We start from the raw sequence: 24,093 nt of genomic DNA, 5'->3' as shown, positions 1-24,093 counted from the left end.
TAGTCAGCCCCACCGCGTCGCCGGAGGCGACTAAAAAGAAGTCACTCGCCAGAGGCGAGCGACTGCCAAAACTCAAATGAAAAGCGAGGCAACACATTGTGCAGCCTCGCTTTTTCTTGCCTGAACTTTTCAGTTCAGGATCTCAACCTTTCTATTACAATTTTTTGATCTTGATATTCCTGTACCAAACGGGATCGCCATGGTCCTGCAGACCAATCCTTCCTTTTTTAATGGTACCAAAAGCAGGCATGTCTTTGAATTTACTGCCTGCGATCATTTTCTTCCAGTTGTCATCCCACATTGTAGTGCTTACAACCATTGTACCGTTGAGGATGAATTCCAGTCTGGCATCTTTTGAAATGATCTCCACCTGGTTCCATTCTCCGGCGGGTTTCACCATTTCAGGAGAAGAGGTGATGAGATCATACAGGTCGCCGGCGCGGTGCTTGATGATCTTTGAATCGGGATGCGCTGCATTGTCGAGCACCTGCATTTCAGGGCCTGTATGCCAGGTATGCTCGAATTTGGGATCTTCCCTGATGAAGAGGATGATGCCGCTGTTACCGGCAGAGTCCAGCTTCCATTCGAGTTTGAGATGGTAGTTATCGAACTCTTCAGCGGATACGATATCGCCGCCGCCTACAGTTTGCCAGTCCTTTTTGTTTTTGGGATCGAGGTGCAGTGTGCCATCAACAACTGTCCAGGCGCTGCCATCGGATTTGTTATTGTATACATGCCAGCCATTTTTTGTCTTTCCATCGAACAGGAGTTGCCAGCCTTCTTCTTTTTCCTGTCCTGTCAATTCGTTGTTGGCAGGCGTTACATCTATTGCAGGTCCACCCATGGTTGAATCTGTTTTAGTTTGATCAGCGGAGTTACTGGAACTGTCTGCACATCCGGTGATTCCGGCAGCAAGCAATAGTACGGCGAGCATTGAACGCATAGTAGATATTTTGAATTGGCTCTAAAATAAGCATTATAACGGCTTCACTTTAATATTTCTGAACCATACTTTATCGCCATGGTCCTGTAATACGAATTTGCCTTCACGAACTTTGGCGAAGTCCGGCAGCTTCACGAATTTACTTTTGGCGATCAGTTCCTGCCATTGTTCGTTCCATAGGGTGGTGGTAACCACTTTCGTGCCATTCTGAATGAGGGTGAGTTTGCCATTATCGAGGATGATCTCGCTGGAATTCCATTCGCCGGCTGGTTTGGCGTTTTCAGGAACGGCAGTGATAAGATCATAGAGATCGCCGGCGCGGTGTTTGATATTTTTCGCATCAGCATGACCGTTATTATCGATGATCTGCATTTCCGGACCGGTGAGATAGGCATACTTGTATTTGGGGTCTTCCTGCGCCAGGAACATGATACCGCTATTGCCGTTGATATCGATCTTCCAGTCAGCTTTCAAATGAAAATTGCTGAATGATTGATCAGAGATCAGTTCGCCGCCCCCTTCACCTTTGGGGCCTTTGGCTTTTGGATCGAGATAAAGAATACCTTCTTCCACTTTCCAGGCGGAACCATCTGTGCGGTTATTGAAAATATGCCAGCCATTTTTGCTGGTGCCATCGAACAATAGCTGCCAGCCTTCCCGCTTTTCGGCGGAACTGAGTGTGTTGGGAGAAGAAGAAGCTGTTGATTGACGTCCGCTGTGGCAACTGCACAGAACGATCAATGCCAGGGCGCTGCAAAATCGATTTAGCATAAGGGATTCATTATAGTTTAAAAATAAGTAAATCCCCGGCTTGTATTCAAAAAAAGTTTGTCCTGGAAGCTTCTTCTTCGTTATTATCCCGTTAACGGTGTTGGTTGCGATTGCATCTGCCGCGCGGGAAAAGAGAACTGTCCGTTCTCTTTACTTATTTTTCAGGCTGAGGATGTATTTCACCATCACTTTAGCGCTGTCCATCGATAAATTCGGATGCGGCGTCATGGGAACAGAACCCCAAACGCCCTGGCCGCCCTTGATGATCTTGTTGCTGAGGTCTGTGATCACTGCATCGGTTGCTTCATATTTATTACCTACTTCGCGGTAAGAAGGCCCGATATTTTTTTCTTCGATCTTATGGCAGGTAGTGCAATCGAGAGAAGCGATCATTTCAAGTGCTTTCTCTGCATCCGCATCGGAAGTGGCGGCTTTCTTTTCCGTTGTTTCTTCTTTTGTTTCTGCGGTCTTGGTTTCATTGCCACCGCAAGCGTAGATCATAAGGCCTGCGCCAAGTGCGCAAACAACCATTAACTTTTTCATTCGTTACCAGTTTTATCAATCATCAATCAATATGGCAATTTACTCTACAAACCGAGAACTGCCCGATTAAATTTTTCATCGCTACCTGTTCCGGCAAAGTCGTCGAAGGCTTTATCAGTAACAGGGATGATATGGTTTTTGATGAATACTGCGCCTTCTGCTGCGCCCACTTCGGGATGTTTGATACAGCACTCCCATTCGAGAACAGCCCATCCTGCAAAATCATACTGCGCCAGTTTGCTGAAGATGCCTTTGAAGTTCACCTGTCCATCTCCCAGTGAGCGGAATCTTCCCGCGCGGTCGATCCAGCTCTGGTAGCCGCCGTACACGCCCTGTTTGCCGGTGGGGTTGAACTCTGCATCTTTCACATGGAAGGCGCGGATGCGCTGATGATAATGATCGATGAAAGAGAGGTAATCCATTCCCTGCAATACCATATGTGATGGATCGTAGAGAACATTGGCGCGAATATGATTATTGGTATGCTCCAGGAAGGTTTCGAAGGTGATGCCATCATGAAGATCTTCTCCGGGATGCAGTTCGTAACAAACATCCACTCCATGTTCATCGAAAGTATTCAGAATGGGGAGCCATCTTGCTGCAAGTTCTTTGAATCCGGTTTCTACCAAACCAGCAGGTCTCTGCGGCCAGGGATAAACATTCTGCCAGAGTAACGCTCCGCTGAAAGTGGCGTGGGCATTGAGTCCCAGGTTCTGTGAAGCTTTCGCGGCCCATTTCAGTTGTTGAATGGCCCAGTCAGTTCTTGCAGTTGGATTATTATGATACTGCGCAGGTGCGAAACCATCGAACAAAGTATTGTAAGCAGGATGCACGGCAATGAGCTGACCCTGCAGGTGTGTGCTCAGTTCCGTGATCTCCATTCCATGTTCTGCCACGATGCCTTTGAGCTCGTCCGCATAGGTTTTGCTTTCGGCAGCGCGTTGCAGATCTATCAGGCGACTGTCCCAGGTGGGGATTTGAACACCTTTGAAACCCAGTCCTGCCGCCCATTTGCAAATGGAAGGCAATGTATTGAATGGAGCATTGTCGCCGGCAAACTGTGCCAGGAAAATGCCAGGTCCTTTTAAGGTTCTCATATTTTAAAACTTGTCCATTTTTGTGAAGACTTACTGCTGGCCACAACATTATCGATGAAGGCCATACCGCGAACACCTTCTTCAACGCCGGGGAAGTCGAGCATCTCAGGTGTGGGAACATTCCCATTCATTTTTGCATCGAGTGTGAGTGCGAAGCAGCGGTAAATATTGGCGAAGGCTTCGAGATAACCTTCGGGGTGACCACCGGGTGTACGTGTATTGAATTTGGCGAAGGAAGAAAGATAACCTTGTCCTGCGCGATATACCTGTGTGGGTTGGTCCAGCCATTTCACCAGGAGTGTGTTGGGTTCCATCTGGTGCCATTCGAGGCCGCCTTTCTCGCCATAGACGCGGATCTTGAGTGCATTCTCTTCCCCGGCTGCCACCTGCGATGCAATGAGCACGCCCGATGCGCCATTGTTGAATCGCAACAGTACTGCGCCATCATCATCCAATGCCCTTCCTTCTACAACTATATTCAGATCTGCACAGAGTTCAGTGATCTGCAATCCTGAAATATATTCTGCGAGGTGTGCGGCATGTGTGCCGATATCGCCCATGGCCCCTGCTTTTCCGGAGCGGCTGGGATCTGTGCGCCAGCTGGCCTGTTTGTTTCCTTCTTTTTCACTGAGCTGGCTGAGCCATCCCTGCGGATATTCCACATAGATCTTTCTCACTTTACCAATAGTGCCGCTCTGTACCATCGATCTGGCCTGTTTTACCATCGGGTAGCCTGCATAGGTATGTGTGAGTGCGAGTGTGAGCCCGGTCTCTTTAACTTTCTGCTGTAATTGTTTTGCTTCTTCGAGTGTGAAGGTCATTGGCTTTTCTATCACAACATGGAAGCCATTGTCGAGCGCCATGAGTGCCGGACCAATATGCGCGTGATTGGGTGTAACGATACTCACGAAATCCATTCGTTCATTTTCGGATAACGATCGTTCGTTCTTGATCATCTCTTCATAGCTGGTGTAGATCCGGTTCTCCGGCAGCAATAACGATTTCCCTGAATCCCTTGCTGTATCAGGGTTTGAGCTTAGTGCGCCACAGGAGAGTTCTATCAATCCGTCCATATTGGCCGCGATGCGGTGGATGGCGCCGATGAAGGCATTATTCCCTCCACCGATCATTCCCATTCTTAATTTTCTGTTCATGCAAACATTTGATGGTCTAAGATAAAGTAACATTTTGTATTTTTCGGATCCAACGATTAAACATGACCAATCATTCACGAAGACTTGCCATCAAAAATCTCGTTGCAGGTACTGCTGCTGTGGGTACTGCAGGCATGCTCTCCTCATTCACCACTACATCAGATAATCAACAAACATTGAAAGGGAAAATAAATCATTCCGTATGCCGCTGGTGCTTCGGTTCTGTTCCGCTGGAAGAGTTCGCTGTGGCCGTTAAAAAAATGGGTATTTATGCAATCGATCTCGTAGGTCCGAAAGACTGGCCCACACTGCAAAAGCATGGCATCTTTTCTTCCATGTGCAATGGCGCGGAGATCAACCTGGTAGACGGTTTCAACGATCCGCAGTTCCATGCCATACTCGTTAAGAATTATACAGAGATGATCCCGCTGGTGGCAAAGGCCGGATACAAGAATCTGATCTGCTTCAGTGGCAATGCAAGGGGCAAGGATGCGGAAACCGGCTGGAAGAATTCTGTTGCCGGATTGAAACAGATCATCGGCCTCGCAGAAAAACATAATGTAACACTGGTGATGGAACTGCTCAACAGCAAGATCGATCATAAAGATTATCAGTGCGACAAAACTGCCTGGGGTGTGGAACTCGCCAAGCGACTGGGCTCAGAGAATTTCAAATTGCTGTACGATATCTATCATATGCAGATCGATGAAGGAGATGTGATCCGCACCATTCGCGATAATCACCAGTACATCACGCATTATCATACTGCCGGTGTCCCTGGAAGACATGAGATAGATGAAAAACAGGAATTATATTATCCTGCCATCATGCAAGCCATTGTTGACACAGGTTTCAAAGGCTATGTAGCACAGGAATTCATACCTTCATCCAAAGTGAATGAAGAAAAACTCGCAGCACTACAGAAAGCGATCCAGATCTGCGACATCTAATCAGGAGAATCACGAGTAACATATTTTTTCCACATTATCAATCGATCCCGCATGCCCGACAATGTATATGACGCAATTGTAGTTGGCTCAGGAATCAGTGGCGGTTGGGCCGCTAAAGAGCTTACTGAAAAAGGTCTTAAAGTACTCATGCTTGAAAGAGGTAACGATCTCAAGCATATAAAAGATTATGAAGAAGCCAATAAACCGGATTGGGAATTCCCGCACCGCGGCGGACGCACCCAGGAAATGATCAAAGATTATCCGGTCCTGAAACGCGACTACCCCCTCAATGAAAAGAACCTCCACTACTGGACCAATGAAAAGGATTGTCCATATACAGAAGTGAAACGGTTCGACTGGTATCGTGGCTACCATCTCGGCGGTAGGTCCATCATGTGGGGCCGTCAGAGCTATCGCTTCAGCGATTTCGATTTCGAAGCCAATTCAAAAGATGGTTTTGGTGTTGACTGGCCGATCCGATACAAAGAGATCGCTCCCTGGTATGATCATGTGGAGAAATTCGCGGGTATCAGTGGTAATAGGGATGGACTGGCGCAATTACCCGATGGACAATTCCTTCCTCCGATGGATATGAACGTGGTGGAAAAGCATGTAGCCGAAGGCATCAAGAAACATTATGGCGGCAAGCGCCTGATGACCATTGGTCGTACTGCGAACCTTACAGCGCCTGTACCCGGCAGAACGCAATGCCAGTTCCGCAATAAGTGCTGGCTGGGATGTCCGTTCGGCGCGTATTTCAGCACCCAGAGCAGTACGCTGCCTGCAGCTGTGGCAACTGGTAATCTCACTGTTCAATGTGACTCCATTGTTACAAGAGTATTGTACGATAAAGACAAGAAGAAGGCCACCGGCGTGGAAGTAGTAGACGCAATAACCAGCAAGACCACAGAATACAAAGCGAAGATCGTTTTCCTCTGTGCTTCCGCATTCAACAGTACCTGGGTACTCTTCAACTCCGCTACCGATATCTGGCCCGGCGGATTGGGCAGTAGCTCCGGCGAGCTCGGTCATAATGTAATGGACCACCATTTCCGTCTCGGCGCCAGCGGTGCAGTAGATGGGTTCGATGATAAATATTATTTCGGCAAAAGGCCTAACGGTATTTACATTCCGCGTTATCGCAATCTCTTTGGCGATAAGCGGGATTATGTTCGCGGATTCGGTTACCAGGGTGGCGCCAGCCGCCAGGGTTGGAGCCGCAATGTAGCCGAACTCAGCATTGGCGTGGACCTCAAGGAAATGCTCTCCGAGCCCGGAAACTGGAGCATCGGTATCACTGCCTTTGGTGAGATCCTGCCACATCACGAGAACAGGATCTTCCTCGACAAAGAGAAGAAAGATAAATGGGGGCTGCCAGTACTGGCCATCGATGCAGAACTGAAAGAGAATGAGCTCAAGATGCGCAAAGACATGATGGCCGATGCACAGGAAATGCTTTCCGTAGCAGGCGTGAAAGATCCCCACACTTTCGATAATGGTTATGCGATGGGCATGGGCATCCACGAAATGGGAACTGCGCGTATGGGTAAGGACCCGAAAACCTCCGTACTCAATGGCAATAACCAGGTATGGGAAGCGAAGAATGTATTTGTTACAGACGGCGCCTGTATGACATCCGCCGCTTGTGTGAATCCATCGCTCACCTATATGGCGCTTACTGCAAGGGCCGCCAACTTTGCAGTGGAAGAACTGAAAAAAGGAAACCTTTAAACACAGAAACTATCTCAATATGAATAGAAGAGATGCCGTGTCGAGAGTTGCATTATTACTCGGAGCTTCCGTGATAGGAGCAGAATTTTTCCTCTCTGGTTGCAAACTCTCCGATAAGGACGAAAAGAAGGGAGCTTCCCTCGATTTCACCAAAGACGATATCGCCTACCTGGATGAAATTGCTGAAACCATCATCCCCACTACTGATACGCCCGGCGCAAAAGCAGCCAAAACAGGCGCCTTCATGACTGTAATGGTGCGTGACTCCTATGATGAGAAGCAACAGAAATCTTTCCTGAAAGGCATGAAAGAAATTGAAGCCAGCAGTGAAAAGAAATTCAGCAAAGGCTTCATGAAGCTCACGCCGGAACAACGCACTGAACTGCTTAAAGAATGGGACGCTGATATGAAAAATCATATGAGTGGAGAGAAGGAAACCAGGGAGATCAAAAAAGAGATCGCAGCATTGAAGAAAGATTCTGCCAATGCCGATACTGCAAAGATCAGGTCACTGGAAGCGAAGCTGGAAGAAGTGAAAGCAGAAGGAGGTCCCCACTTCTTTATGCTGATGAAGCAGCTCACCATGCTTGGATATTTCACTTCCGAGATCGGAATGAAGCAGGCGCTGCGCTACGAACCTGTTCCCGGCAAATATGTTGGTGATTATCCTTACAAAAAGGGTGATAGGGCTTTCTCGGGATAAAGGCAAAAAACAAAACATGATATGAGAACTTTATTGCTTGTTGTATTCATCGGGCTGCTGGCTCCTGCTTCATTGAAAGCGCAGTCCGCCGATGAAAAAGCCATCCGCGCTGTTCTGGCCCAACAGAATGAGGCCTGGAACCGCGGGGATATAGATGGATTCATGAAGGGTTACTGGAACAATGATTCCCTCATGTTCGTTGGGAAGAATGGCGTTACCTATGGGTATAAGAATACGCTAGATAATTATAAGAAGAGCTACGGCAATGCAGAACAGATGGGTAAGCTCACGTTCACGTTCATACGATTTTCACGTCTCAGCCCGGAGTATTATTTCGTGGTGGGGAAATGGGAGTTGGCGAGAAAGGATGGGGACCTGAGTGGCCATTTCAATCTGCTGGTCCGAAAGATAAATAAGGAATGGGTGATAGTGGCGGATCATAGTAGTTAGGGTGCTGCCAGTCGCTCGCCTCCCGGCGAGTGACTTGTATTTGTTCGCCTCCGGCGAACACCGCGTCGCCGGAGGCGACTAAACAAAAGTCACTCGCCAGGAGGCGAGCGACTGGGCACACGCTGATTATTTGTTGCAGCATCAATTAATCAGCAGCTCCCTGAACGCCGTTGAATCCCCATTGAAAACATTGAAGTCTGTTTTATACAGGATGCCATTCGCACGGCCCTGCTCACTGTATTGCCAGAAATGCCAGTCGCGGTATATCCGCGGCTTTTCTTTTTGGAGATAATGGGCTACCCATAGGGGATAGTGATCAAAATCGTCTTTGAGGATCTGTTTATAAAAATCCACATTCGTATAGATAATGGGCTTTACGCCATAATAGTTCTCCACGGTGGTGAGCCATTCCTGCACACGCTGGCGGATCTTATCGCTTCGCTGGCCATTGGTTTGTTCTACATCAAGAACTGGGGGGAGGTCGCCAGGCTGCAATTCAACGGAGTTGATGAAATTCTCTGCCTGGGTTTTGCCGCTTTTGCTGGAGATGAAGAAATGATAAGCGCCCCGGATCATGCCGGCTTCCCTGGATCTTTTCCAGTTGCGTTTGAACTGCCGGTCTTCATTGCCATTGCCTTCAGTGGCTTTGATGAAAGCAAAGTGTAGCTTGATGCCTTCCACATTCATGGCGCGGACAGATTCCCAGTCGATTGTTTCCTGGTACTTCGAAACATCGATGCCGTGGATCTCGTAATTGGTGGGCACTTCGATACCAAAAGCCTCATATCGAACAAAATGCGCTTTTCTCTCTATCCACCATTCATACAATCGGAAGCCCGCCATCACCAGCAGTCCGAGAAAAACAGCTCCCATCAGGATCTTCCAGCCTAAATTACTTTTTTTGACCTTCGCCATAATCTGCATACAAATATATAGGAGTGCGCCTTACCGTAAGAATGCAACCCGCCAAAAAGTTCCCAATAAGCGAACAATCAGGATTTATTAAACGTTACGTGGTTCAATTCATTGTCCATTACTGCCTTACCCTTAATTTTATACTCTAATGCCCGGATTCAACTGGCACGATAGTATCAATCTTTTATCCAAGCTTACCTTGAGACGCACCTTCAATGCCACGAAGGTGCTCAGCAGTTATTATATAAGTAAGTGGACCAAACGCCCTGTACAATGGGGCTATCCCATTTCTATTTCATTTGAGCCCACCACCAGTTGCAACCTGCGATGCCCGGAATGTCCCAGCGGACTGCGCGCATTCACCAGGCCCACCGGTATGCTGCAGAAAGATTTCTTCCGGGAAACCATCGACCAGCTCTCTAAAGAGTTGCTCTATCTCGTGTTCTATTTCCAGGGCGAGCCCTATCTCAATCCGGCTTTCCTGGACATGGTGAAATATGCATCGGACAAAGGCGTATACACCGCTACCAGCACCAATGCGCATTACCTGAACGACAACAATGCACGAAAGACCGTGGAAAGCGGGTTAGACAGGCTCATCATTTCCATCGACGGCACCACACAGGATACCTATCAGAGTTATCGTGTGGGTGGTAAACTGGAGAAAGTGCTGGAAGGCGCCCGCAATATCGTTAAATGGAAAAAAGAACTGAAAAGTAAAACACCATTTGTTTTTTTCCAGTTCCTGGTGGTGAAACACAATGAACACCAGATTGAGGAAATCAAACAATTGGCCAAAGAAATAGGAGTGGATGAAGTGCGTTTCAAAACTGCGCAGGTATATGATTATGAAAATGATCCCAATAATCTCATCCCCACCAATGATAAATACAGTCGTTATAAAAAGAACAGCAATGGTGAATACGAATTCAAGAATTCGCTGAACAATCACTGCTGGCGTTTATGGCATGCTACTGTGATCAGTTGGGACGGCCTGGTGGTGCCCTGTTGCTTTGATAAAGATGCACAGCATACGCTTGGTGATCTCAAAGGAAAAAAGTTCAAAGAGATCTGGCACAATGATCAGTACATCAATTTCCGGAAACAACTGTTACAAAGCAGGAAGAATATCGACATATGTGCTAACTGCAGCGAAGGCACCCGTGTTTGGAGCGATTGATAAACAAATGCAAAACTGCCGGCTGCCCAATTTATTGTTTGTAATTTGATAAGCCTAAAGTCAGTCGCATGCCACTTTCCACCATTACCACCATCCGGCTGCAACACCAGCAGGATGTGTTGCAGGACCTGGTAAGAGGCTTCACGGAGCCAGAACTCCGTACCCACGTGATTCCTGAAAAATGGAGCGCCTATGAACAAATGGCGCACCTGACGGCCTACCAGCCGATGTTTTACAATAGACTGAAAAGAATTGAGCAGGAAGAGCAGCCTGAATTTGAACCCTATGTGGCGGATAATGATCCTTTATTCCCTGATTGCGTACAGAGGCCAATCAATGAAATCTCGGAAGACTTTACTACCCAGCGCTTCATATTGATCAATCACCTGGTATCATTACCTGATCCCATCCTTCGCAGAACAGGAATGCACAAAAAGTATGGCCAGCTCAGCATTTCAGAGTGGACGGAAATGTTCCTTCTTCACGAAGCCCATCATCTGTTCAGCATTTTTCAGCTCACCAGTATTTTTCGTGCAACGATCCGGCCGGTTTAATTGTATATATATCATATTAACACCCTTTCAGCATTGGACATGAGCATAGATAACGACATTCAACAAACGAAGTTCCGCAACGAGCATCAACGCTCTATGGTGAACCTCATCTTCACTTATAACTGGGTGATGGAGAGACTCAAAGACATCTTCGGCCGAGAAGATATCACTCCTCAGCAGTTCAACATCCTGCGTATCCTCAGAGGCGCTACCACTCCCTTGTCTACCCTGCAGATCCGTAACAGGATGCTGGACAAAATGAGCGACACAAGTAGAATTGTGGACAGGCTCATCCGTAAAGACCTGGCTACAAAAGTGATCTGCAAAACAGACAGAAGACTGGTGGACGTTACCATTTCAGAAAAAGGACTGGCCCTTCTGGACAAGCTGGACTCCTATACTGATGAGATGGACGGCATCCTGGGAAAGCTTACCGGAGACGAAGCCAAAACGTTAAATCAACTGCTGGATAAGCTCCGGAACTCAGAATAATCCAGTAATTTCGGCGTTTTGCGTAAACAGGATCCGAAATTATGAAAAGAGTATTGTCCGTTGTTCTGCTGGCCATCCTGCTTGTGAACGGTAGCCTGCATGCACAACCCCCCAGAGAGTTCAGAGCAGCATGGATTGCTACCGTTGATAATATCGACTGGCCTTCACGCGGCAATTACAATACAGAAAGTCAGAAAGCGGAATACATCAGTTTACTGGACATGCACCAGCGCAATGGCCTCAATGCCGTGATCGTACAGGTGCGGCCTGCCGCCGATGCGTTCTATCCTTCGCAGTACGAACCCTGGAGCCAATGGCTCACCGGCAAGCAGGGCACGCCGCCCAATCCGTATTATGATCCCCTCGAATTCATGATCGAAGAAGCACACAAACGTGGAATGGAATTCCATGCCTGGTGTAATCCCTACCGTGCGGAATTCAGCATTGGCAAGAGTTCCATCGCGGCAACGCATATCACCAGGCTACATCCCGAATGGTTTGTTACTTATGGGACCGCCAGGTATTTCGACCCCGGTAATAAAGATGTGCAAAAGTTTGTAGTGAAAGTGGTGCGGGACATAGTGAGCCGCTACAATGTAGATGCCATCCACTTCGATGATTATTTCTATCCTTACAAAATTGCCGGAAAGGAATTTCCTGATCAGGGCTCATACAATAAATATGGCAATGGACTGAGCAAATCCGATTGGAGAAGAGGGAATGTGGATTCCGTGATCGTGGCGCTCAGCCAGGCGATCAAGGAAGAAAACCCCCATGTGAAATTCGGTATCTCGCCTTTTGGTGTATGGCGAAATGCCAGCAAAGACCCGATGGGCAGCGATACCCGTGCAGGTGTAACCAATTATGATGATCTCTATGCAGATATTTTATTATGGTTGAAAGAAGGCTGGATCGATTATGTGGCGCCACAACTCTACTGGGAGTTCGGTCAGAAGAACGCTCCTTATGAAGTATTGCTCGATTGGTGGAGTCAGCATACTTATGGCAGACATCTTTATATCGGCCTCGGTATCTATCGCGCCAATAGCAATGCTGCCTGGAGACAAAGAAACCAATTACCCCGCCAGATACGTGAAATGCGCGACTATCCTGAAGTACAGGGCGCCATCTATTTCAGCAGCAAAAGCTTTGTGAACAACCCACTGGGATGGAGCGATAGCCTTCGCCTCAATTATTACAAAGAACCTGCGCTGATCCCAGACATGCCATGGCTGGATTCGCTGCTACCTGCTGCGCCGGTTGTTACTACCGTTAGTACCATCAACAATGGTCTGCAGATCGGCGTGAAAAAAGATACTGAAGAAGGTAAACAGATCAAAGGATTCCGGCTCTATGCCTGTTATATCAACGGGCCCAACAATAACTTCTACAATTCCGCGCTGGTGGGAACGCAATACCATACTGACTCCTGCACTTTCCAGGCCCCGCTGCCCGGAGACAAGCAGTTTGCGAGGTTTTATGTAACCACCATCGACGAAAACAACCAGGAAAGTAAACCCTATATCAACTGGCCGATGAAACTGGACGCCATTCGCGATCAACGTATGGGCTGGACTATGAAATAGGATCTTCTTAATTCCTGTTTTTTATAACTTTGCTTCCTGCTGGAATTGGACCTCCAATATAAAACCCCAGCGCATATTATTATGCCAGGCTTTGAATTATTTGGTGAATCAGAACGTAAACACGTGAATGATGTACTGAACACCGGTATCATCATGCGTTACGGTTTCGACGGCCCCCGCAAAGGAATTTGGAAATCAAAAGAACTGGAAGCTGCCATCAGTAATAAACTCGGAGCTCAATACACACAGGTTGTATCAAGCGGCACTGCTGCACTTGTAACAGCTCTCGCCGCTATGGGCGTGGGTTCTGGTGATGAAGTGATCATGCCTACTTTTACTTTCGTGGCCAGTTTTGAAGCGGTGATCACCGTAGGGGCTGTGCCTGTGCTGGTTGATGTGGATGATACCCTCACCCTCGATCCTGCCGCTGTTCGCGCAGCCATCACACCCAAAACAAAAGTGATCATGCCAGTGCATATGTGCGGCAGCATGTCCGATATGGATGCGCTGATGCAGATCTGTAAAGAACACAAACTGCTTTTGCTGGAAGATGCCTGCCAGAGTACCGGCGCCAAATACAAAGGAAAATATCTCGGCACAATTGGTGATGCCGGAACTTTCTCTTTCGATTTTGTGAAGACTGTTACCTGCGGCGAAGGCGGCGCCATCACCACCAATTCAGAAGAGATCTGGCGTAAATGCGATGGGTTCAGTGATCACGGTCATGATCACCTCGGTGTTGACCGCGGCGCAGACCTTCACCCTTTCCTTGGATACAATTTCCGTATCTCTGAACTGCATGCTGCCGTGGGCCTTGCGCAATTTAATAGGCTGGAAGAATTCCTCGCGATCATGAAACGGAACTTCGATGCGCTGAAATCTGCACTGGCAGAGGTTCCTGAGATCAGCTTCCGCAGGATCCCCGATCCTACCGGTGATAGTCATACGCATGTGAGCTGGTTCCTGCCTACCCGCGAAGCCACTGCCAATGCCGTTGCATTGCTCAAAGCAGAGGGACAGATCGCGGGCAGCATCTACTGGTACGATCACAACTGGCATTATATCCGTAATTGGGCGCATCTGAAATCCGCAGCATCGCTCAATGAACTGCATCCTGATCAGAAAAAAGCAGTGATCCATCATGCGAACAAAGATTTCTCCGCCAGCGATGCCGTGATCGGCCGCAGTGTGAGTACACAGATCAGCCTGCTCTGGTCTGAGGAACAGGCCCGCGAAAAAGGGGAGAAAATGGCACAGGTGATCAAAAAGTCACTCAGCGGAGAAGTGATCAAACTGAAAGTATAATCATCTTATAAGCAGTTGTTGGAAGTCATTTTCCTTCAATGGCATTACAGGCGGCCAGGGATCCTAACCGGAAACGGAAGGGTATCCTGGTCGCTTTTTCTATTCTTAGCTCCTGTTTGCAGAAGAATCCGAAATGGTTGGTGTAGTGATTAGGGGTAATGATTGATGTCGGCCGAAAGCCGCTCGCAGCCTGCATCCTACGGAGCAGGGAGTGCCAGTCGCTCGCCTCCCGACGAGTGACTTTTATTCCTTCGCCTCCGGCGAAGAGCAGTTTGCAGCACCCTGTTGTGTCGCCGGAGGCGACAAAATAGTTGCCACTCGCCAGGAGGCGAGCGGCTTGCGGCACCTTAAGTTTTGTTTGATATTTGTCAAGTTGCCAAAGCCCTGGCCCTTGCTTTTTACCAACAACGGACGGAAAATAATTTTGCGCGTACAATCCAGTTACAGCAAGGGTTTGCAGGCAAAATGCCGCCACAACAATAATTTTATAAAATCGTTTTACCACCTGCATTACATTTGTCTGTAAATTTACGGCCTGATTTTTGTGGAACCGCGAAATTTTCCAAAATTTGGTGAATGGCGGGAAAAAATCCCTAAGACGCACATGGCACTGAGTCAGAGTTTACAACAAAAGCTACTACAAAAACTTTCGCCCCAACAGATTCAACTGATGAAGCTGTTGCAGGTTCCTACTGCCAACCTCGAAGAGAGGATCAAAGAGGAACTGGAAGAAAACCCTGCTCTGGAACAGTCGGAAGAAGATCACGATGATCAGTTCGATAACGATCTGAAAGACGAATTCGAAAATAACGCGGACGAGGATTATGAACCAGATGGCAGTGAAGAGGAATACGACAATATCGATATCAGCGAATATGTAGGTGATGAAGATGGAGAGATCGCAGATTACAAACTCCGCGATGATAACTATCCCGAAGTGGATGATAACAAAGTGGTGCCTTACCGCATCGAAACATCCTTCCACGAGTTCCTGCTGGAACAATTGGGCATGCTCAAACTCGATGATCGCAAGAAGCGCATCGCAGAGCAGATAGTGGGCAGCATCGACGATGATGGTTATCTCCGCCGCGATGGCGCTTCCATTGTAGATGACCTGGCCTTCCGCCAGAATATCGACAGTAATGAACAGGAGGTGGAAGAAGTGATCCGCCTGATCCAGAGCTTCGATCCCGCCGGCGTTGCTGCGCGCGATCTGCAGGAATGCCTGCTCTTACAATTGCAGCGTCAGAAAGCCGAAGGCAAGGAAGTTGAAAAAGCCATCGCCGTGCTCACTGATTATTTCGATGAATTCACCAAGAAGCATTACGATAAGATCCAGCGCGGCCTTGGTATGAACGATGAAGGTCTGAAAGAAGTGATCGGTCAGATCATCCGTCTCACACCCAAGCCCGGCGGCAATCATGCCGAGACCAACAAAGCCGAAAGCTATGTGGTGCCAGATTTCTTCGTGTACAATAATGGCGGCAAACTGGAGCTCACTCTCAACTCAAAGAATGCTCCGGACCTCCGCATCAGCGAAGGGTACAAGGATATGCTGCGCGAATACGACCGCGCCAGCAAAAAAGACAAACGGCAGAAAGAAGCCGTGCTCTTCATCAAGCAAAAGATCGATGCTGCCAAATGGTTCATCGATGCCATCAAACAAAGACAACATACCCTCAGCAGCGTAATGGGCACCATCATGGAATATCAGCGCGAGTTCTTCCTCACCGGCGACGAGACCAGCCTGAAACCCATGATCCTGAAAGATATTGCCGAGCGCACCATGCTGGATATTTCCACGGTAAGCCGTGTGGCCAACAGCAAATTCGTGCAAACCGAATTCGGTACTTACCGTTTGAAATTCTTCTTCAGTGAGTCCCTCAGCACTGAAAGCGGCGAAGAAGTGAGCACCCGTGAAGTGAAAAAGATCCTCAGCGATATGATCGAAGGCGAAAGCAAGAAAAAACCGCTGAGCGATGAAAAGTTAACCGAGATGCTCCAGGAAAAAGGATATAATATTGCACGCAGAACCGTAGCCAAATACAGGGAGCAACTAAATATTCCCGTAGCCAGGTTGCGAAAAGAATTATAATGGAGAAGAACAATTTCATGGACCAGCTGATTACTGAATCTCGCCCACTACCTGATCAACCTGCGTTGATCCGTACCATTGCACAGATAATTTCATATATATTCCATCCACTCTTCCTGCCTGCCTACGTTACTGCCTACCTGCTTTTCATTCATCCTTATGCATTCGCCGGCATGGCTGAAAAGCAAAAGGTATTCACCCTTGCCAGTGTATTCTTCAGCACCGGCTTCCTGCCTGCATTTGCCGTTTTACTGATGCGAGCCCTCGGTTTCGTTCAAAGCTTCCAGCTGCGCACCCAAAAAGAAAGGATCATCCCTTACGTAGCTGCCATCACTTTCTATTTCTGGATCTGGTACGTATTCCACAACCTCCAGGACATCCCCGAATACTTTGTCAAATTCCTGCTGGGCACCTTTCTCGCCGTCTGCGGGGCCTGGCTTTTCAACATTCGTTATAAGATCAGCATGCATGCCACCGGCGTTGGTGGACTGATCGCCTTCTTCCTTCTCCTGGCATTCAACCAGCGCGAAGAAACCGCTCTCTTTGTAGCCATCGCTTTCTTTATTGCCGGTCTTGTATGTACGGCCCGCTTCCTCGTAAGTGATCACAGCCCCAAAGAGATCTATTCCGGCCTTATCGTAGGAGCCTTTTTCCAGCTGATCGCAGTCTGGCTATAAGTTGTATTAATTGTATTCTACGGCCTCGCACCTTCACCCCCATTGAGCGAAGGGGTGCTGATCTTCGGCCTTCAAAACATAAGCGAAGAAGCCCGGCTTTAATCTTCAGCCCCATCTCTCCATTCCACAGCCCAACATCCCTACAAAAGTAGTGGTATGTTTTACAGCCGCAGATCAGTACCCCAGAGCGAAAAAGCTCAATCATAGGGTACGAATCCTACATTGAGCTTGTTTTTGCCATCAAACCATCTGAAGTTTAGTCCACGCTAAGTTCAGTTCAACAGCCTCGACTGGCTGATATAATTCTTTGTAGGATGATAGATGAAAAGGCAGGAGCCATTCTTGATCTGGTGAATAACGTTTGATGCTTCTTTGGCAGGCAATGCCGGGCACCCGAAGCTTCTTCCGTTGAATTTGTTATTGCGGATAAATTGTTTGCCAACATAGCGTGATCCGTGGATCACGATATTGCGCGCATTAGCTTTGTCGTTGAAGCCGCGTTCCAGTCCCTGGATCTTTAGCGCCAGTCCATGTTCCCCGAAATAAGTGTTGCGGGTTACATAGAATCCGAGACTGCTCTTATGGGATTCCGGGCTATTGGAAAATGATTTTGCGTATTCGCCTCCTGATTTACGGCCATGCGCCACATAAGTATTCACCAGGAGTTTTTGACTGTTTATATCGAGTACGTATAAGCGCTTTCTGCGGGAGCTCTGGCTAAAATCACAGATAGAGAGGATTCCATCTTTTGCCAATCTGCCTGCTTCCACCAGGCTGGAGTAACCTTTCCATGCGCATGCGAATGCTTTCTTTGTCAATCCCAGTTTTTTCAGCTGCATGCTATTGTAAACATTGGCGGCTTCTTCCGGCATCAGTTCCGGATTGGCAGTGTAGCGCACAACATCTTTGGGAATGTACAGAACGATCTTCCCGGAGGAAGGATCTGTTTTTTTGGAGGTACCGGTCATGAATACCGGTGATAATACTAATACAGACAGCAGGCTGTAGGTGATGGATTTTACTGGACGGTACATGGTACAGGGTTTTCAAAGGTTACGGAACACGTATTATCCGGTATGTAAACGGGGAATGTTGAAAAATAGTATCGTAGGATCGCCGAAAAAAAACGGGCAATAATGCATTTTCTTTATCCGGGTCTTAGGGTAAAACTACCCGGCTCATCTACCAATAATATGTATAAAGCTGAAAATCATTGGGAAGATTGGCGTACTCTCTTGCCTCCATCATTGAATTCACTGGCATATACCTTGATCATCAACAGGAAAAAAGATATGAGGATAGGACCGAAGATCAATCCAATGAATCCGAAGATCGGAATACCGATGATCACGCCGAAGGCTGTGATCAGTGGATGTACGTCGCCCAGTTTCTTCTGCAGCCAGAAGCGGGCGATATTGTCAACCGTACCGATGATGCCGAAGCCATAAACCAGCATCAGTACGCCTTTGATAGGAGAGCCTTCAGCAAAGAAGATCAGGGCCAGTGGCACATAGGCAACGGCCGCGCCAACAACGGGCAGCATGGCTGCGATACAAACGATCACAAACCAGAACATCGGTTCATTCACACCCAGCAGTATAAATCCCAGTAAGGCTACTATGCCCTGGAACAAGGCGATCAGCGGAATACCCACGGCATTGGAGAATACCATCCCGTTCATCTCTTTCCGGATCGTGATCACATTTTCATCTTTCAGGGGTACCCAGTCGTAGAACTTCGATTCCATCTTCCGGCCTTCCACCAGCATGAAATAAAGAATGAAGTACAACATCACGATGGTGAAGAGGGTATTGAAGGTGGCGCCTAATATCTTGGGAAGGAATTCCGCTGTATAGGATGTGATCTTTCGTATGTTCTCATCCGTTATGATCTCGATATTGAAGCGGGCTTCATACTGGTTCACATATCTTTCAATGGATGTGAGAATCTCATTAGAGTGTTCGATGGCGAATGCTACTTTGGAGCTCATCATGTTCACCAGTAACAATATTGGCAACAGGATCACCAGGAAGGAGATCAGCATCAGCACGGTGGCCGCCAGCGCTTTCTTCCATTTGTATTTATCCACCAGCAGGAACATCCATTTGCGCAGCAGAACATAAAAGGTATAAGCACCCAGGAATGATGGCAGAAAGAATTGCAGTTGTACGAAAAGTACGATCCCCACAAATATGATCACCATGAGGATCAGTACCTGTCGTACAATATTGTTGGATAAATAATTCATGCCTCCTTTTATTATGCACTAAATGTACTGAATAAAAGGGCTTCCGGCATCATCAGATCTTTACCTGCTTCCATTTACCTCTGCGGAAAAGAATAACACCTGCAATGCTGATCAGCGTTTCGGCTGTAACCACTGCAATGAACACTCCGGTTGGACCCAGTTGCAGTTGCATACTCAATAGCCAGGCCAGCGGGATCTGGAATGCCCAGAATCCGAAGAGGTTGATGAAGGTGGGTGTTTTGGTATCACCTGCTCCATTGAACGAATTGGTCACCACCATACCAACGCCATAGAAAATATAACCGAGTGAAATGATGTGCAATGCTTTCTTCCCATACACTGCCATGGCTTCATTATCATTCATGAAGTAAATGATCTGATCGGCAAACACCAGGCAGACGAGGGATACGAATGCCATGAAGATGGCATTGTACAGGGCGGTTGTCCAAACTGATTTCTCGGCCCGCTCCGGTTGTCCTGCCCCGAGGTTCTGCCCAACCAAAGTTGCCGCCGCATTGCTGAGTCCCCAGGCAGGTAAGAGAAAGAACATCAGTACTCGAAGCGCCACTCCATAACCTGCCACTGCATCATCTCCGAACTGTGCTACCAGCCTGTTGAGGAACATCCAGCTGGCCGATGCAATAAAAAACTGGAGAAAAGCGACCCAGCTCAGACTGTACAATGTTTTCAGAATGGCCCAGTCTATTTTGAAAAATGCACGTTTGATATTCAGGAGACCGCGACGTGATTTAAAAAGATGATAGAGTTGATAACATACGCCCGTACCACGACCAATGGTAGTTGCCATCGCCGCACCAGGTAATCCGAAAAAGTGGATCAGGACAGGACATAAAATGATATTGATCCCGTTCGCGATCCAGAGGGACCACATCGCTATATTGGCATTTCCGGCACCACGGAAAACTCCATTGATCAGGAACAGCAACATGATCACCACCGATCCGCCGAACATGATCCTGGTATAACTGGTGCCCACTTCAATCACTTCGGCTGATCCGCCCATGATGCGCAATACATCGCTGGCAAAAAAAGAACCGAGCAAACTGATCACCACCGTTACCATCAAAGCGAGATTGATACCTTGTGCTGCACTTCGCGAAGCGCCTTCTATATTCTTCTCACCTACCCGGCGGGCCACCACGGCAGTAGCTCCCATACTTAGCGCCATCGCAGCGGAGTAAAGGATCATCAGTACCGATTCCGTCAATATCACGGTGGTTACGGCCTGTGAAGCATGACCTTCGATATGGCCCACGAAATAAATGTCCACCAGGGCAAACACACTTTCCATCATCATTTCCAGTACCATAGGTATGGCCAGTAGTATCACCCCTTTGCGGATACTGCCTTTGGTGAAATCCTGGTTTTCGCTTTTGAAAGACTCTTTTATGATTGAGAAGATACTTTGCCTGCGTTGCAATTCACCCATAGGGTTTTGTTCAAACGACATAAAATCCTCCTGTCTTGATTAATTGAATCCAATAAATAATGAGATCACAGGGACCTGCCTGCAATGGCAGAAGCGAAAGAGTAGTAAAAGTTGTTCCGTGATTGTTATTGCAACAGCCTGCGGAACGATGTTAAAACTTCATATGCTGAGGCTTGAGTTTCAAAAATAATGATTTTATTTTCTGGTGAACTGATCTTTTTTTCTGGTAATACTGTTATTGATCAGACAAAAACTGTACAATAATCAATCTGTTCTTTCAATTGGCAAGGGTTAAACCGGATGAACTGAAAAAATAAGTGGCTCTCCGCGGTAATTCTTCCGATGATTATACCTTCATCATTATGGAACTCAAAAGTTTTTACATCGTACGTTTCCCGGACTGCGATCCGCTGGCGCATCTCAACAACAGCCGTTACCTGGATTATTTCCTGAATGCGCGCGAAGATCATCTGCGCGAAAATTTTGACCTGCGCATTACTGATTTTCTTCAACAGGGCATGGGATGGGTGGTAAGGCAACACGAGATCCAGTACCTGCGACCAGCCGTGTACAACGAGAAGATCTGCATCACTTCCCAGATCATAAAACTGGAAACCTCCAACCTGGTAGTGGAATTGAAAATGTTCGATGAGAAGGAAGCGAGCCTCAAAGCTATCCTCTGGACGCATTTCACCTGCATCGACCCCAAAACCGGCAAACGGAAAGACCATACACCGGAATTCATCGGGCTGGCAACAAGGCTCGGTATTGGCGAAGTAGATATGGAGGGCGGAATCACTGAACGTGTGAAAGCCCTGAGAAGTCTGGCCTGAGCTGGCTCATGGGTTTGAATGTGATGGTCATCCGGCATCCTGTGCCGGGTGCGGAATCTATTTTTACCCTGCCATTGAAAAGGTCTGCCCGGTTGATAATGTTCAGGAGGCCGATGCCATTCCTCTTCTCCTGCATGCTGAATCCTTTTCCATCATCTTCCACTGTCAGCGTGATGGTATCACCCTCTTGCACAACCGAAACAAATACAGATCCCGCTTTCGCATGCTTCAGTACATTGTTGAGCTGTTCCTGAGTGATGCGGAAGATGGTCATTTTCAATTTGTCGTCCAGTTGGTATTCATCATTGATAGCGAACTGGAAGTCCACTTGCAGCTGACTGGCTATGCGGATACTGTCTGTGAGGTCTTCAAGACTGAGTTGCAGCCCCACATCCCGGTGATAGGATTGCGTAAGGTCCCTGGATAATTTGCGGATCTCTTCAATAGCGGCAGCAATGATATCGCTGCTGCGGTTGATCAGCACTTTCGGTTCTTTATCGTCTGCGGCCAGGCTGAGACAAAGCCTGGCGGTGGTGAGGATCTGTGTTACATTATCGTGCATCTCTCTTCCGATCTCCTCTCTTTCTTTTTCCTGCGCATCGATACTGGCTTTCATGATCTCTTTCTGGCGATAGATCTTTTCTTCCATCAGCTCATGGCGCAGTTTCACTTTTTCCGTGATATCATTCGCAAGGATCATGAAAGATTCCCTTCCCTTATAGATGATCATATGACTGATCACTTCTGCATACACGATCTCTCCGTTCTTCCTTGCCTGCTTACGGAGTAGTCGCTGATTACTGCTTTTCCTGCCTGAATGCAGCAGGGCCCTGAGCTCTTCGAGACCATCCGTCATACAAAGATCAGGGGCGGAGAGGCCCATGAATTCTTTTCTCGAGTAACCGTAATGCTTTACTGCAGCATCGTTGGCTTCCAGGAATTTCAATGATACGGCATCGCAAACGCAGATGGGGAGGGGACTTTTATTGAAAAGGTCCCTGTAAAGGTTTTCGGATTCGTGAATACGTTTCTGTGCCTTTTTTCTTTCGGTTATATCCCTGAAATTGGCCACCAGGGCATTGATGCCTGGCACATGCAGGAAATTGGTAGCAATGCCTTCCACCTGTACGGACTTCCCGTTGCGGTGCAGCAGTGTAAGATATATGGTGAATGCTTTTCCAGGTTGTTGCATCAATCCGCCAAGCAGTTGCGTGGCCTCGGGAATGCTGTCAGGATGAATAAAGGAAAAAACATTCTTATTGAGATAATCCTTGCCGGACCAGCCCAGCAGTTTCTTTACTGACGGTGATCCGTAAGTGAATTGTCCCATGGCATTGGCCATCATGATCAGGTCTGCGCTGTTCTCGATAAGTGCACGGAATTTCAGGTCCACCTGTTTCTGTGCTTCTTCTGCCATCACACGTTCGGTTACATCCCTGAAATTACAAACTATGCCCTGGATCTCAGGTTTGGCCAGCAGGTTGGTGACCAGTCCTTCCACATAACCGATGCTGCCATCGGGTCTGAGCGTACGTGTTTGAACTGGCAACGGCTTTCCCGGGCGCTTCAGGGCTTCCAGGAATTTCTTCTCGGCATAGGCCCTGTCTTCTTCTGCGATGAAATGGAAAACATTTGCATTCAGGTATTGCTGCGGCGTTACGCCGAATTGATTCTCGATGGAAGGGCTTCCATAGATCACTTCTCCATCCTTGTTCAGCACGGCAATGATATCCGTACTGTTCTCGATCAATGTTCTGAAATGCGCCTCGCTGGCTTTGATCCGCGCATCATAAGTGATCTTTTCTGTAACATCCAGAGCAAAACAGGAGAGCCCGGTGATCTCATTTCCGTTGCGGATGGGATTGATGGAAATATCGAAAAATGCAGGCTTGTTGTTGAGGATGAATTTTTGCAGCAATCGCTGACTCTTGCCTTTGAAGGCATGCTCGTAGATCTTTTCCCATTCTTTTTTCTTGGTGGGGTCCAGCAATGCCAGGAGGTCCAGCATCTTATCTCCCGGTAACGCATCCACGCCGATCAGCTCCCTGATCTTTTTCCGGAGAGCGGAGTTGAGGATGATGTATTGCATGTTGCGGTCTATACTCCACACCAACCCATCAATATGCTCTACCAGGGCCAGGAGATTGGCTTCCTGGTCCGTGATAAGGCGCTGCTCTTTTGAGGAGCGCGAATTATGACGGGGCTGTCCCTGACCGGTTTTGATCAACGCAGTTCGCATGTTTAATGGTGTAATTGATAAAATGATCAGTAACTGTAATCAAACAGTACATTTAGTTATGAACAGCATCAGTGCTACAATCAGAACTATCAGAGCCGCAGGGGTTAATAAAGGTTTTCAGAACTCCGCCGAGTGGGAGGTTTATATACAGAGCGTATCAAATATAAAAAGAATCGG

General features: G+C 47.7%; 23 protein-coding genes. 12 read left to right on the top strand and 11 right to left on the bottom strand.

Annotation, left to right across the window (positions count from 1 at the left end):
• Positions 1-154: 154 nt before the first annotated feature.
• The 5 genes from D9Y29_RS20240 to D9Y29_RS20220 form a co-directional block, all read right to left on the bottom strand.
• Positions 155-943 (bottom strand): 3-keto-disaccharide hydrolase, encoded by a 789-nt coding sequence (locus tag D9Y29_RS20240; protein ID WP_127131658.1) that lies wholly within the window; start codon positions 941-943, stop codon positions 155-157.
• Between the two features lie 33 nt (positions 944-976).
• Positions 977-1,714: a 3-keto-disaccharide hydrolase gene (locus tag D9Y29_RS20235; RefSeq protein WP_127131656.1), complete on the bottom strand. Its 738-nt coding sequence runs from the start codon at positions 1,712-1,714 to the stop codon at positions 977-979.
• Positions 1,715-1,864: 150 nt separating this feature from the next.
• Positions 1,865-2,257, bottom strand: a complete 393-nt coding sequence (locus D9Y29_RS20230; RefSeq protein WP_127131654.1) for a c-type cytochrome — start codon at positions 2,255-2,257, stop codon at positions 1,865-1,867.
• Positions 2,258-2,301: 44 nt separating this feature from the next.
• The gene (locus tag D9Y29_RS20225; RefSeq protein WP_127131652.1) at positions 2,302-3,354 is read right to left on the bottom strand and encodes a sugar phosphate isomerase/epimerase family protein; all 1,053 of its coding nucleotides are present in this window, start codon (positions 3,352-3,354) and stop codon (positions 2,302-2,304) included.
• Positions 3,351-4,508, bottom strand: a complete 1,158-nt coding sequence (locus tag D9Y29_RS20220) for a Gfo/Idh/MocA family protein (RefSeq protein WP_127131650.1) — start codon at positions 4,506-4,508, stop codon at positions 3,351-3,353. The genes D9Y29_RS20225 and D9Y29_RS20220 overlap by 4 nt, the downstream gene beginning before the upstream one ends.
• A gap of 62 nt (positions 4,509-4,570) precedes the next feature.
• Between D9Y29_RS20220 and D9Y29_RS20215 the strand changes: the two genes are divergently transcribed.
• The 4 genes from D9Y29_RS20215 to D9Y29_RS20200 are packed head-to-tail and all read left to right on the top strand — an operon-like array spanning position 4,571 to position 8,342.
• The gene (locus tag D9Y29_RS20215) at positions 4,571-5,458 is read left to right on the top strand and encodes a hydroxypyruvate isomerase family protein (protein WP_127131648.1); all 888 of its coding nucleotides are present in this window, start codon (positions 4,571-4,573) and stop codon (positions 5,456-5,458) included.
• 51 nt (positions 5,459-5,509) lie between these two features.
• A complete protein-coding gene (locus D9Y29_RS20210) occupies positions 5,510-7,189 on the top strand; it encodes a GMC oxidoreductase (protein WP_127131646.1) in 1,680 nt (559 codons plus the stop codon).
• A gap of 19 nt (positions 7,190-7,208) precedes the next feature.
• Positions 7,209-7,892, top strand: coding sequence for a gluconate 2-dehydrogenase subunit 3 family protein (locus D9Y29_RS20205; protein WP_127131644.1), 684 nt, complete (start codon positions 7,209-7,211; stop codon positions 7,890-7,892).
• 21 nt (positions 7,893-7,913) lie between these two features.
• Positions 7,914-8,342 (top strand): YybH family protein, encoded by a 429-nt coding sequence (locus D9Y29_RS20200; protein WP_127131642.1) that lies wholly within the window; start codon positions 7,914-7,916, stop codon positions 8,340-8,342.
• A 141-nt stretch (positions 8,343-8,483) separates the two neighbouring features.
• Here D9Y29_RS20200 and D9Y29_RS20195 read toward each other — a convergent pair whose 3' ends face one another.
• A complete protein-coding gene (locus tag D9Y29_RS20195) occupies positions 8,484-9,257 on the bottom strand; it encodes a glycoside hydrolase family 25 protein (RefSeq protein WP_127131640.1) in 774 nt (257 codons plus the stop codon).
• A 148-nt stretch (positions 9,258-9,405) separates the two neighbouring features.
• Between D9Y29_RS20195 and D9Y29_RS20190 the strand changes: the two genes are divergently transcribed.
• From D9Y29_RS20190 to D9Y29_RS20170, 5 genes are all read left to right on the top strand, one after another.
• Positions 9,406-10,437 carry a radical SAM/SPASM domain-containing protein gene (locus D9Y29_RS20190; RefSeq protein WP_127131638.1) on the top strand — a complete coding sequence of 344 codons (1,032 nt, stop codon included), beginning with the start codon at positions 9,406-9,408 and terminating at the stop codon, positions 10,435-10,437.
• Positions 10,438-10,505: 68 nt separating this feature from the next.
• On the top strand, positions 10,506-10,991 hold the full coding sequence (locus D9Y29_RS20185; protein ID WP_127131636.1) for a DinB family protein: 486 nt from the start codon (positions 10,506-10,508) through the stop codon (positions 10,989-10,991).
• A 39-nt stretch (positions 10,992-11,030) separates the two neighbouring features.
• A complete protein-coding gene (locus D9Y29_RS20180) occupies positions 11,031-11,483 on the top strand; it encodes a MarR family winged helix-turn-helix transcriptional regulator (protein ID WP_127131634.1) in 453 nt (150 codons plus the stop codon).
• A 41-nt stretch (positions 11,484-11,524) separates the two neighbouring features.
• A complete protein-coding gene (locus tag D9Y29_RS20175) occupies positions 11,525-13,069 on the top strand; it encodes a glycoside hydrolase family 10-like protein (protein ID WP_127131632.1) in 1,545 nt (514 codons plus the stop codon).
• An 81-nt stretch (positions 13,070-13,150) separates the two neighbouring features.
• The gene (locus tag D9Y29_RS20170; protein ID WP_127131630.1) at positions 13,151-14,374 is read left to right on the top strand and encodes a DegT/DnrJ/EryC1/StrS family aminotransferase; all 1,224 of its coding nucleotides are present in this window, start codon (positions 13,151-13,153) and stop codon (positions 14,372-14,374) included.
• 25 nt (positions 14,375-14,399) lie between these two features.
• Here D9Y29_RS20170 and D9Y29_RS20165 read toward each other — a convergent pair whose 3' ends face one another.
• A complete protein-coding gene (locus D9Y29_RS20165; protein ID WP_127131628.1) occupies positions 14,400-14,885 on the bottom strand; it encodes a hypothetical protein in 486 nt (161 codons plus the stop codon).
• A 93-nt stretch (positions 14,886-14,978) separates the two neighbouring features.
• Here D9Y29_RS20165 and rpoN point away from each other — a divergent pair, with 93 nt between their 5' ends.
• Together rpoN and D9Y29_RS20155 are read left to right on the top strand one after the other, a co-directional pair.
• Entirely contained in the window at positions 14,979-16,469 is a 1,491-nt protein-coding gene (rpoN, locus tag D9Y29_RS20160; protein WP_127131626.1) for an RNA polymerase factor sigma-54, read from the top strand.
• The gene (locus D9Y29_RS20155) at positions 16,469-17,146 is read left to right on the top strand and encodes a hypothetical protein (RefSeq protein WP_127131624.1); all 678 of its coding nucleotides are present in this window, start codon (positions 16,469-16,471) and stop codon (positions 17,144-17,146) included. Before rpoN ends, D9Y29_RS20155 begins: the two co-directional genes overlap by 1 nt.
• 272 nt (positions 17,147-17,418) lie before the next feature.
• Here D9Y29_RS20155 and D9Y29_RS20150 read toward each other — a convergent pair whose 3' ends face one another.
• The 3 genes from D9Y29_RS20150 to D9Y29_RS20140 all read right to left on the bottom strand — a co-directional run bounded on the left by D9Y29_RS20150 (position 17,419) and on the right by D9Y29_RS20140 (position 20,865).
• A complete protein-coding gene (locus D9Y29_RS20150) occupies positions 17,419-18,180 on the bottom strand; it encodes a murein L,D-transpeptidase catalytic domain family protein (protein WP_127131622.1) in 762 nt (253 codons plus the stop codon).
• A 176-nt stretch (positions 18,181-18,356) separates the two neighbouring features.
• A complete protein-coding gene (locus D9Y29_RS20145; protein WP_127131620.1) occupies positions 18,357-19,394 on the bottom strand; it encodes an AI-2E family transporter in 1,038 nt (345 codons plus the stop codon).
• 52 nt (positions 19,395-19,446) lie between these two features.
• Positions 19,447-20,865 (bottom strand): MATE family efflux transporter, encoded by a 1,419-nt coding sequence (locus tag D9Y29_RS20140; protein ID WP_127131618.1) that lies wholly within the window; start codon positions 20,863-20,865, stop codon positions 19,447-19,449.
• A gap of 341 nt (positions 20,866-21,206) precedes the next feature.
• Between D9Y29_RS20140 and D9Y29_RS20135 the strand changes: the two genes are divergently transcribed.
• The gene (locus D9Y29_RS20135; RefSeq protein ID WP_127131616.1) at positions 21,207-21,677 is read left to right on the top strand and encodes an acyl-CoA thioesterase; all 471 of its coding nucleotides are present in this window, start codon (positions 21,207-21,209) and stop codon (positions 21,675-21,677) included.
• Here D9Y29_RS20135 and D9Y29_RS20130 read toward each other — a convergent pair.
• Positions 21,640-23,916, bottom strand: a complete 2,277-nt coding sequence (locus D9Y29_RS20130; RefSeq protein WP_127131614.1) for a PAS domain S-box protein — start codon at positions 23,914-23,916, stop codon at positions 21,640-21,642. The two genes, D9Y29_RS20135 and D9Y29_RS20130, sit on opposite strands and share 38 nt — an antisense overlap.
• Between the last annotated feature and the right edge of the window lie 177 nt (positions 23,917-24,093).

It is taken from the genome of Pseudoflavitalea rhizosphaerae, from assembly GCF_003991355.1.
Lineage (GTDB): Bacteria > Bacteroidota > Bacteroidia > Chitinophagales > Chitinophagaceae > Pseudobacter > Pseudobacter rhizosphaerae.
Note: the sequence above shows the minus strand (reverse complement) of the source record. Positions and strands in the feature narration are given on the sequence as shown.

Excerpts from the sequence above, each read along its gene's own strand:
- D9Y29_RS20240 (WP_127131658.1), bottom strand. The coding sequence starts at position 943 with ATGCGTTCAATGCTCGCCGTACTATTGCTTGCTGCCGGAATCACCGGA.
- D9Y29_RS20235 (WP_127131656.1), bottom strand. The coding sequence starts at position 1,714 with ATGCTAAATCGATTTTGCAGCGCCCTGGCATTGATCGTTCTGTGCAGT.
- D9Y29_RS20230 (WP_127131654.1), bottom strand. The coding sequence starts at position 2,257 with ATGAAAAAGTTAATGGTTGTTTGCGCACTTGGCGCAGGCCTTATGATC.
- D9Y29_RS20225 (WP_127131652.1), bottom strand. The coding sequence starts at position 3,354 with ATGAGAACCTTAAAAGGACCTGGCATTTTCCTGGCACAGTTTGCCGGC.
- D9Y29_RS20220 (WP_127131650.1), bottom strand. The coding sequence starts at position 4,508 with ATGAACAGAAAATTAAGAATGGGAATGATCGGTGGAGGGAATAATGCC.
- D9Y29_RS20215 (WP_127131648.1), top strand. The coding sequence starts at position 4,571 with ATGACCAATCATTCACGAAGACTTGCCATCAAAAATCTCGTTGCAGGT.
- D9Y29_RS20210 (WP_127131646.1), top strand. The coding sequence starts at position 5,510 with ATGCCCGACAATGTATATGACGCAATTGTAGTTGGCTCAGGAATCAGT.
- D9Y29_RS20205 (WP_127131644.1), top strand. The coding sequence starts at position 7,209 with ATGAATAGAAGAGATGCCGTGTCGAGAGTTGCATTATTACTCGGAGCT.
- D9Y29_RS20200 (WP_127131642.1), top strand. The coding sequence starts at position 7,914 with ATGAGAACTTTATTGCTTGTTGTATTCATCGGGCTGCTGGCTCCTGCT.
- D9Y29_RS20195 (WP_127131640.1), bottom strand. The coding sequence starts at position 9,257 with ATGGCGAAGGTCAAAAAAAGTAATTTAGGCTGGAAGATCCTGATGGGA.
- D9Y29_RS20190 (WP_127131638.1), top strand. The coding sequence starts at position 9,406 with ATGCCCGGATTCAACTGGCACGATAGTATCAATCTTTTATCCAAGCTT.
- D9Y29_RS20185 (WP_127131636.1), top strand. The coding sequence starts at position 10,506 with ATGCCACTTTCCACCATTACCACCATCCGGCTGCAACACCAGCAGGAT.
- D9Y29_RS20180 (WP_127131634.1), top strand. The coding sequence starts at position 11,031 with ATGAGCATAGATAACGACATTCAACAAACGAAGTTCCGCAACGAGCAT.
- D9Y29_RS20175 (WP_127131632.1), top strand. The coding sequence starts at position 11,525 with ATGAAAAGAGTATTGTCCGTTGTTCTGCTGGCCATCCTGCTTGTGAAC.
- D9Y29_RS20170 (WP_127131630.1), top strand. The coding sequence starts at position 13,151 with ATGCCAGGCTTTGAATTATTTGGTGAATCAGAACGTAAACACGTGAAT.
- D9Y29_RS20165 (WP_127131628.1), bottom strand. The coding sequence starts at position 14,885 with ATGCAGGTGGTAAAACGATTTTATAAAATTATTGTTGTGGCGGCATTT.
- rpoN (WP_127131626.1), top strand. The coding sequence starts at position 14,979 with ATGGCACTGAGTCAGAGTTTACAACAAAAGCTACTACAAAAACTTTCG.
- D9Y29_RS20155 (WP_127131624.1), top strand. The coding sequence starts at position 16,469 with ATGGAGAAGAACAATTTCATGGACCAGCTGATTACTGAATCTCGCCCA.
- D9Y29_RS20150 (WP_127131622.1), bottom strand. The coding sequence starts at position 18,180 with ATGTACCGTCCAGTAAAATCCATCACCTACAGCCTGCTGTCTGTATTA.
- D9Y29_RS20145 (WP_127131620.1), bottom strand. The coding sequence starts at position 19,394 with ATGAATTATTTATCCAACAATATTGTACGACAGGTACTGATCCTCATG.
- D9Y29_RS20140 (WP_127131618.1), bottom strand. The coding sequence starts at position 20,865 with ATGTCGTTTGAACAAAACCCTATGGGTGAATTGCAACGCAGGCAAAGT.
- D9Y29_RS20135 (WP_127131616.1), top strand. The coding sequence starts at position 21,207 with ATGGAACTCAAAAGTTTTTACATCGTACGTTTCCCGGACTGCGATCCG.
- D9Y29_RS20130 (WP_127131614.1), bottom strand. The coding sequence starts at position 23,916 with ATGCGAACTGCGTTGATCAAAACCGGTCAGGGACAGCCCCGTCATAAT.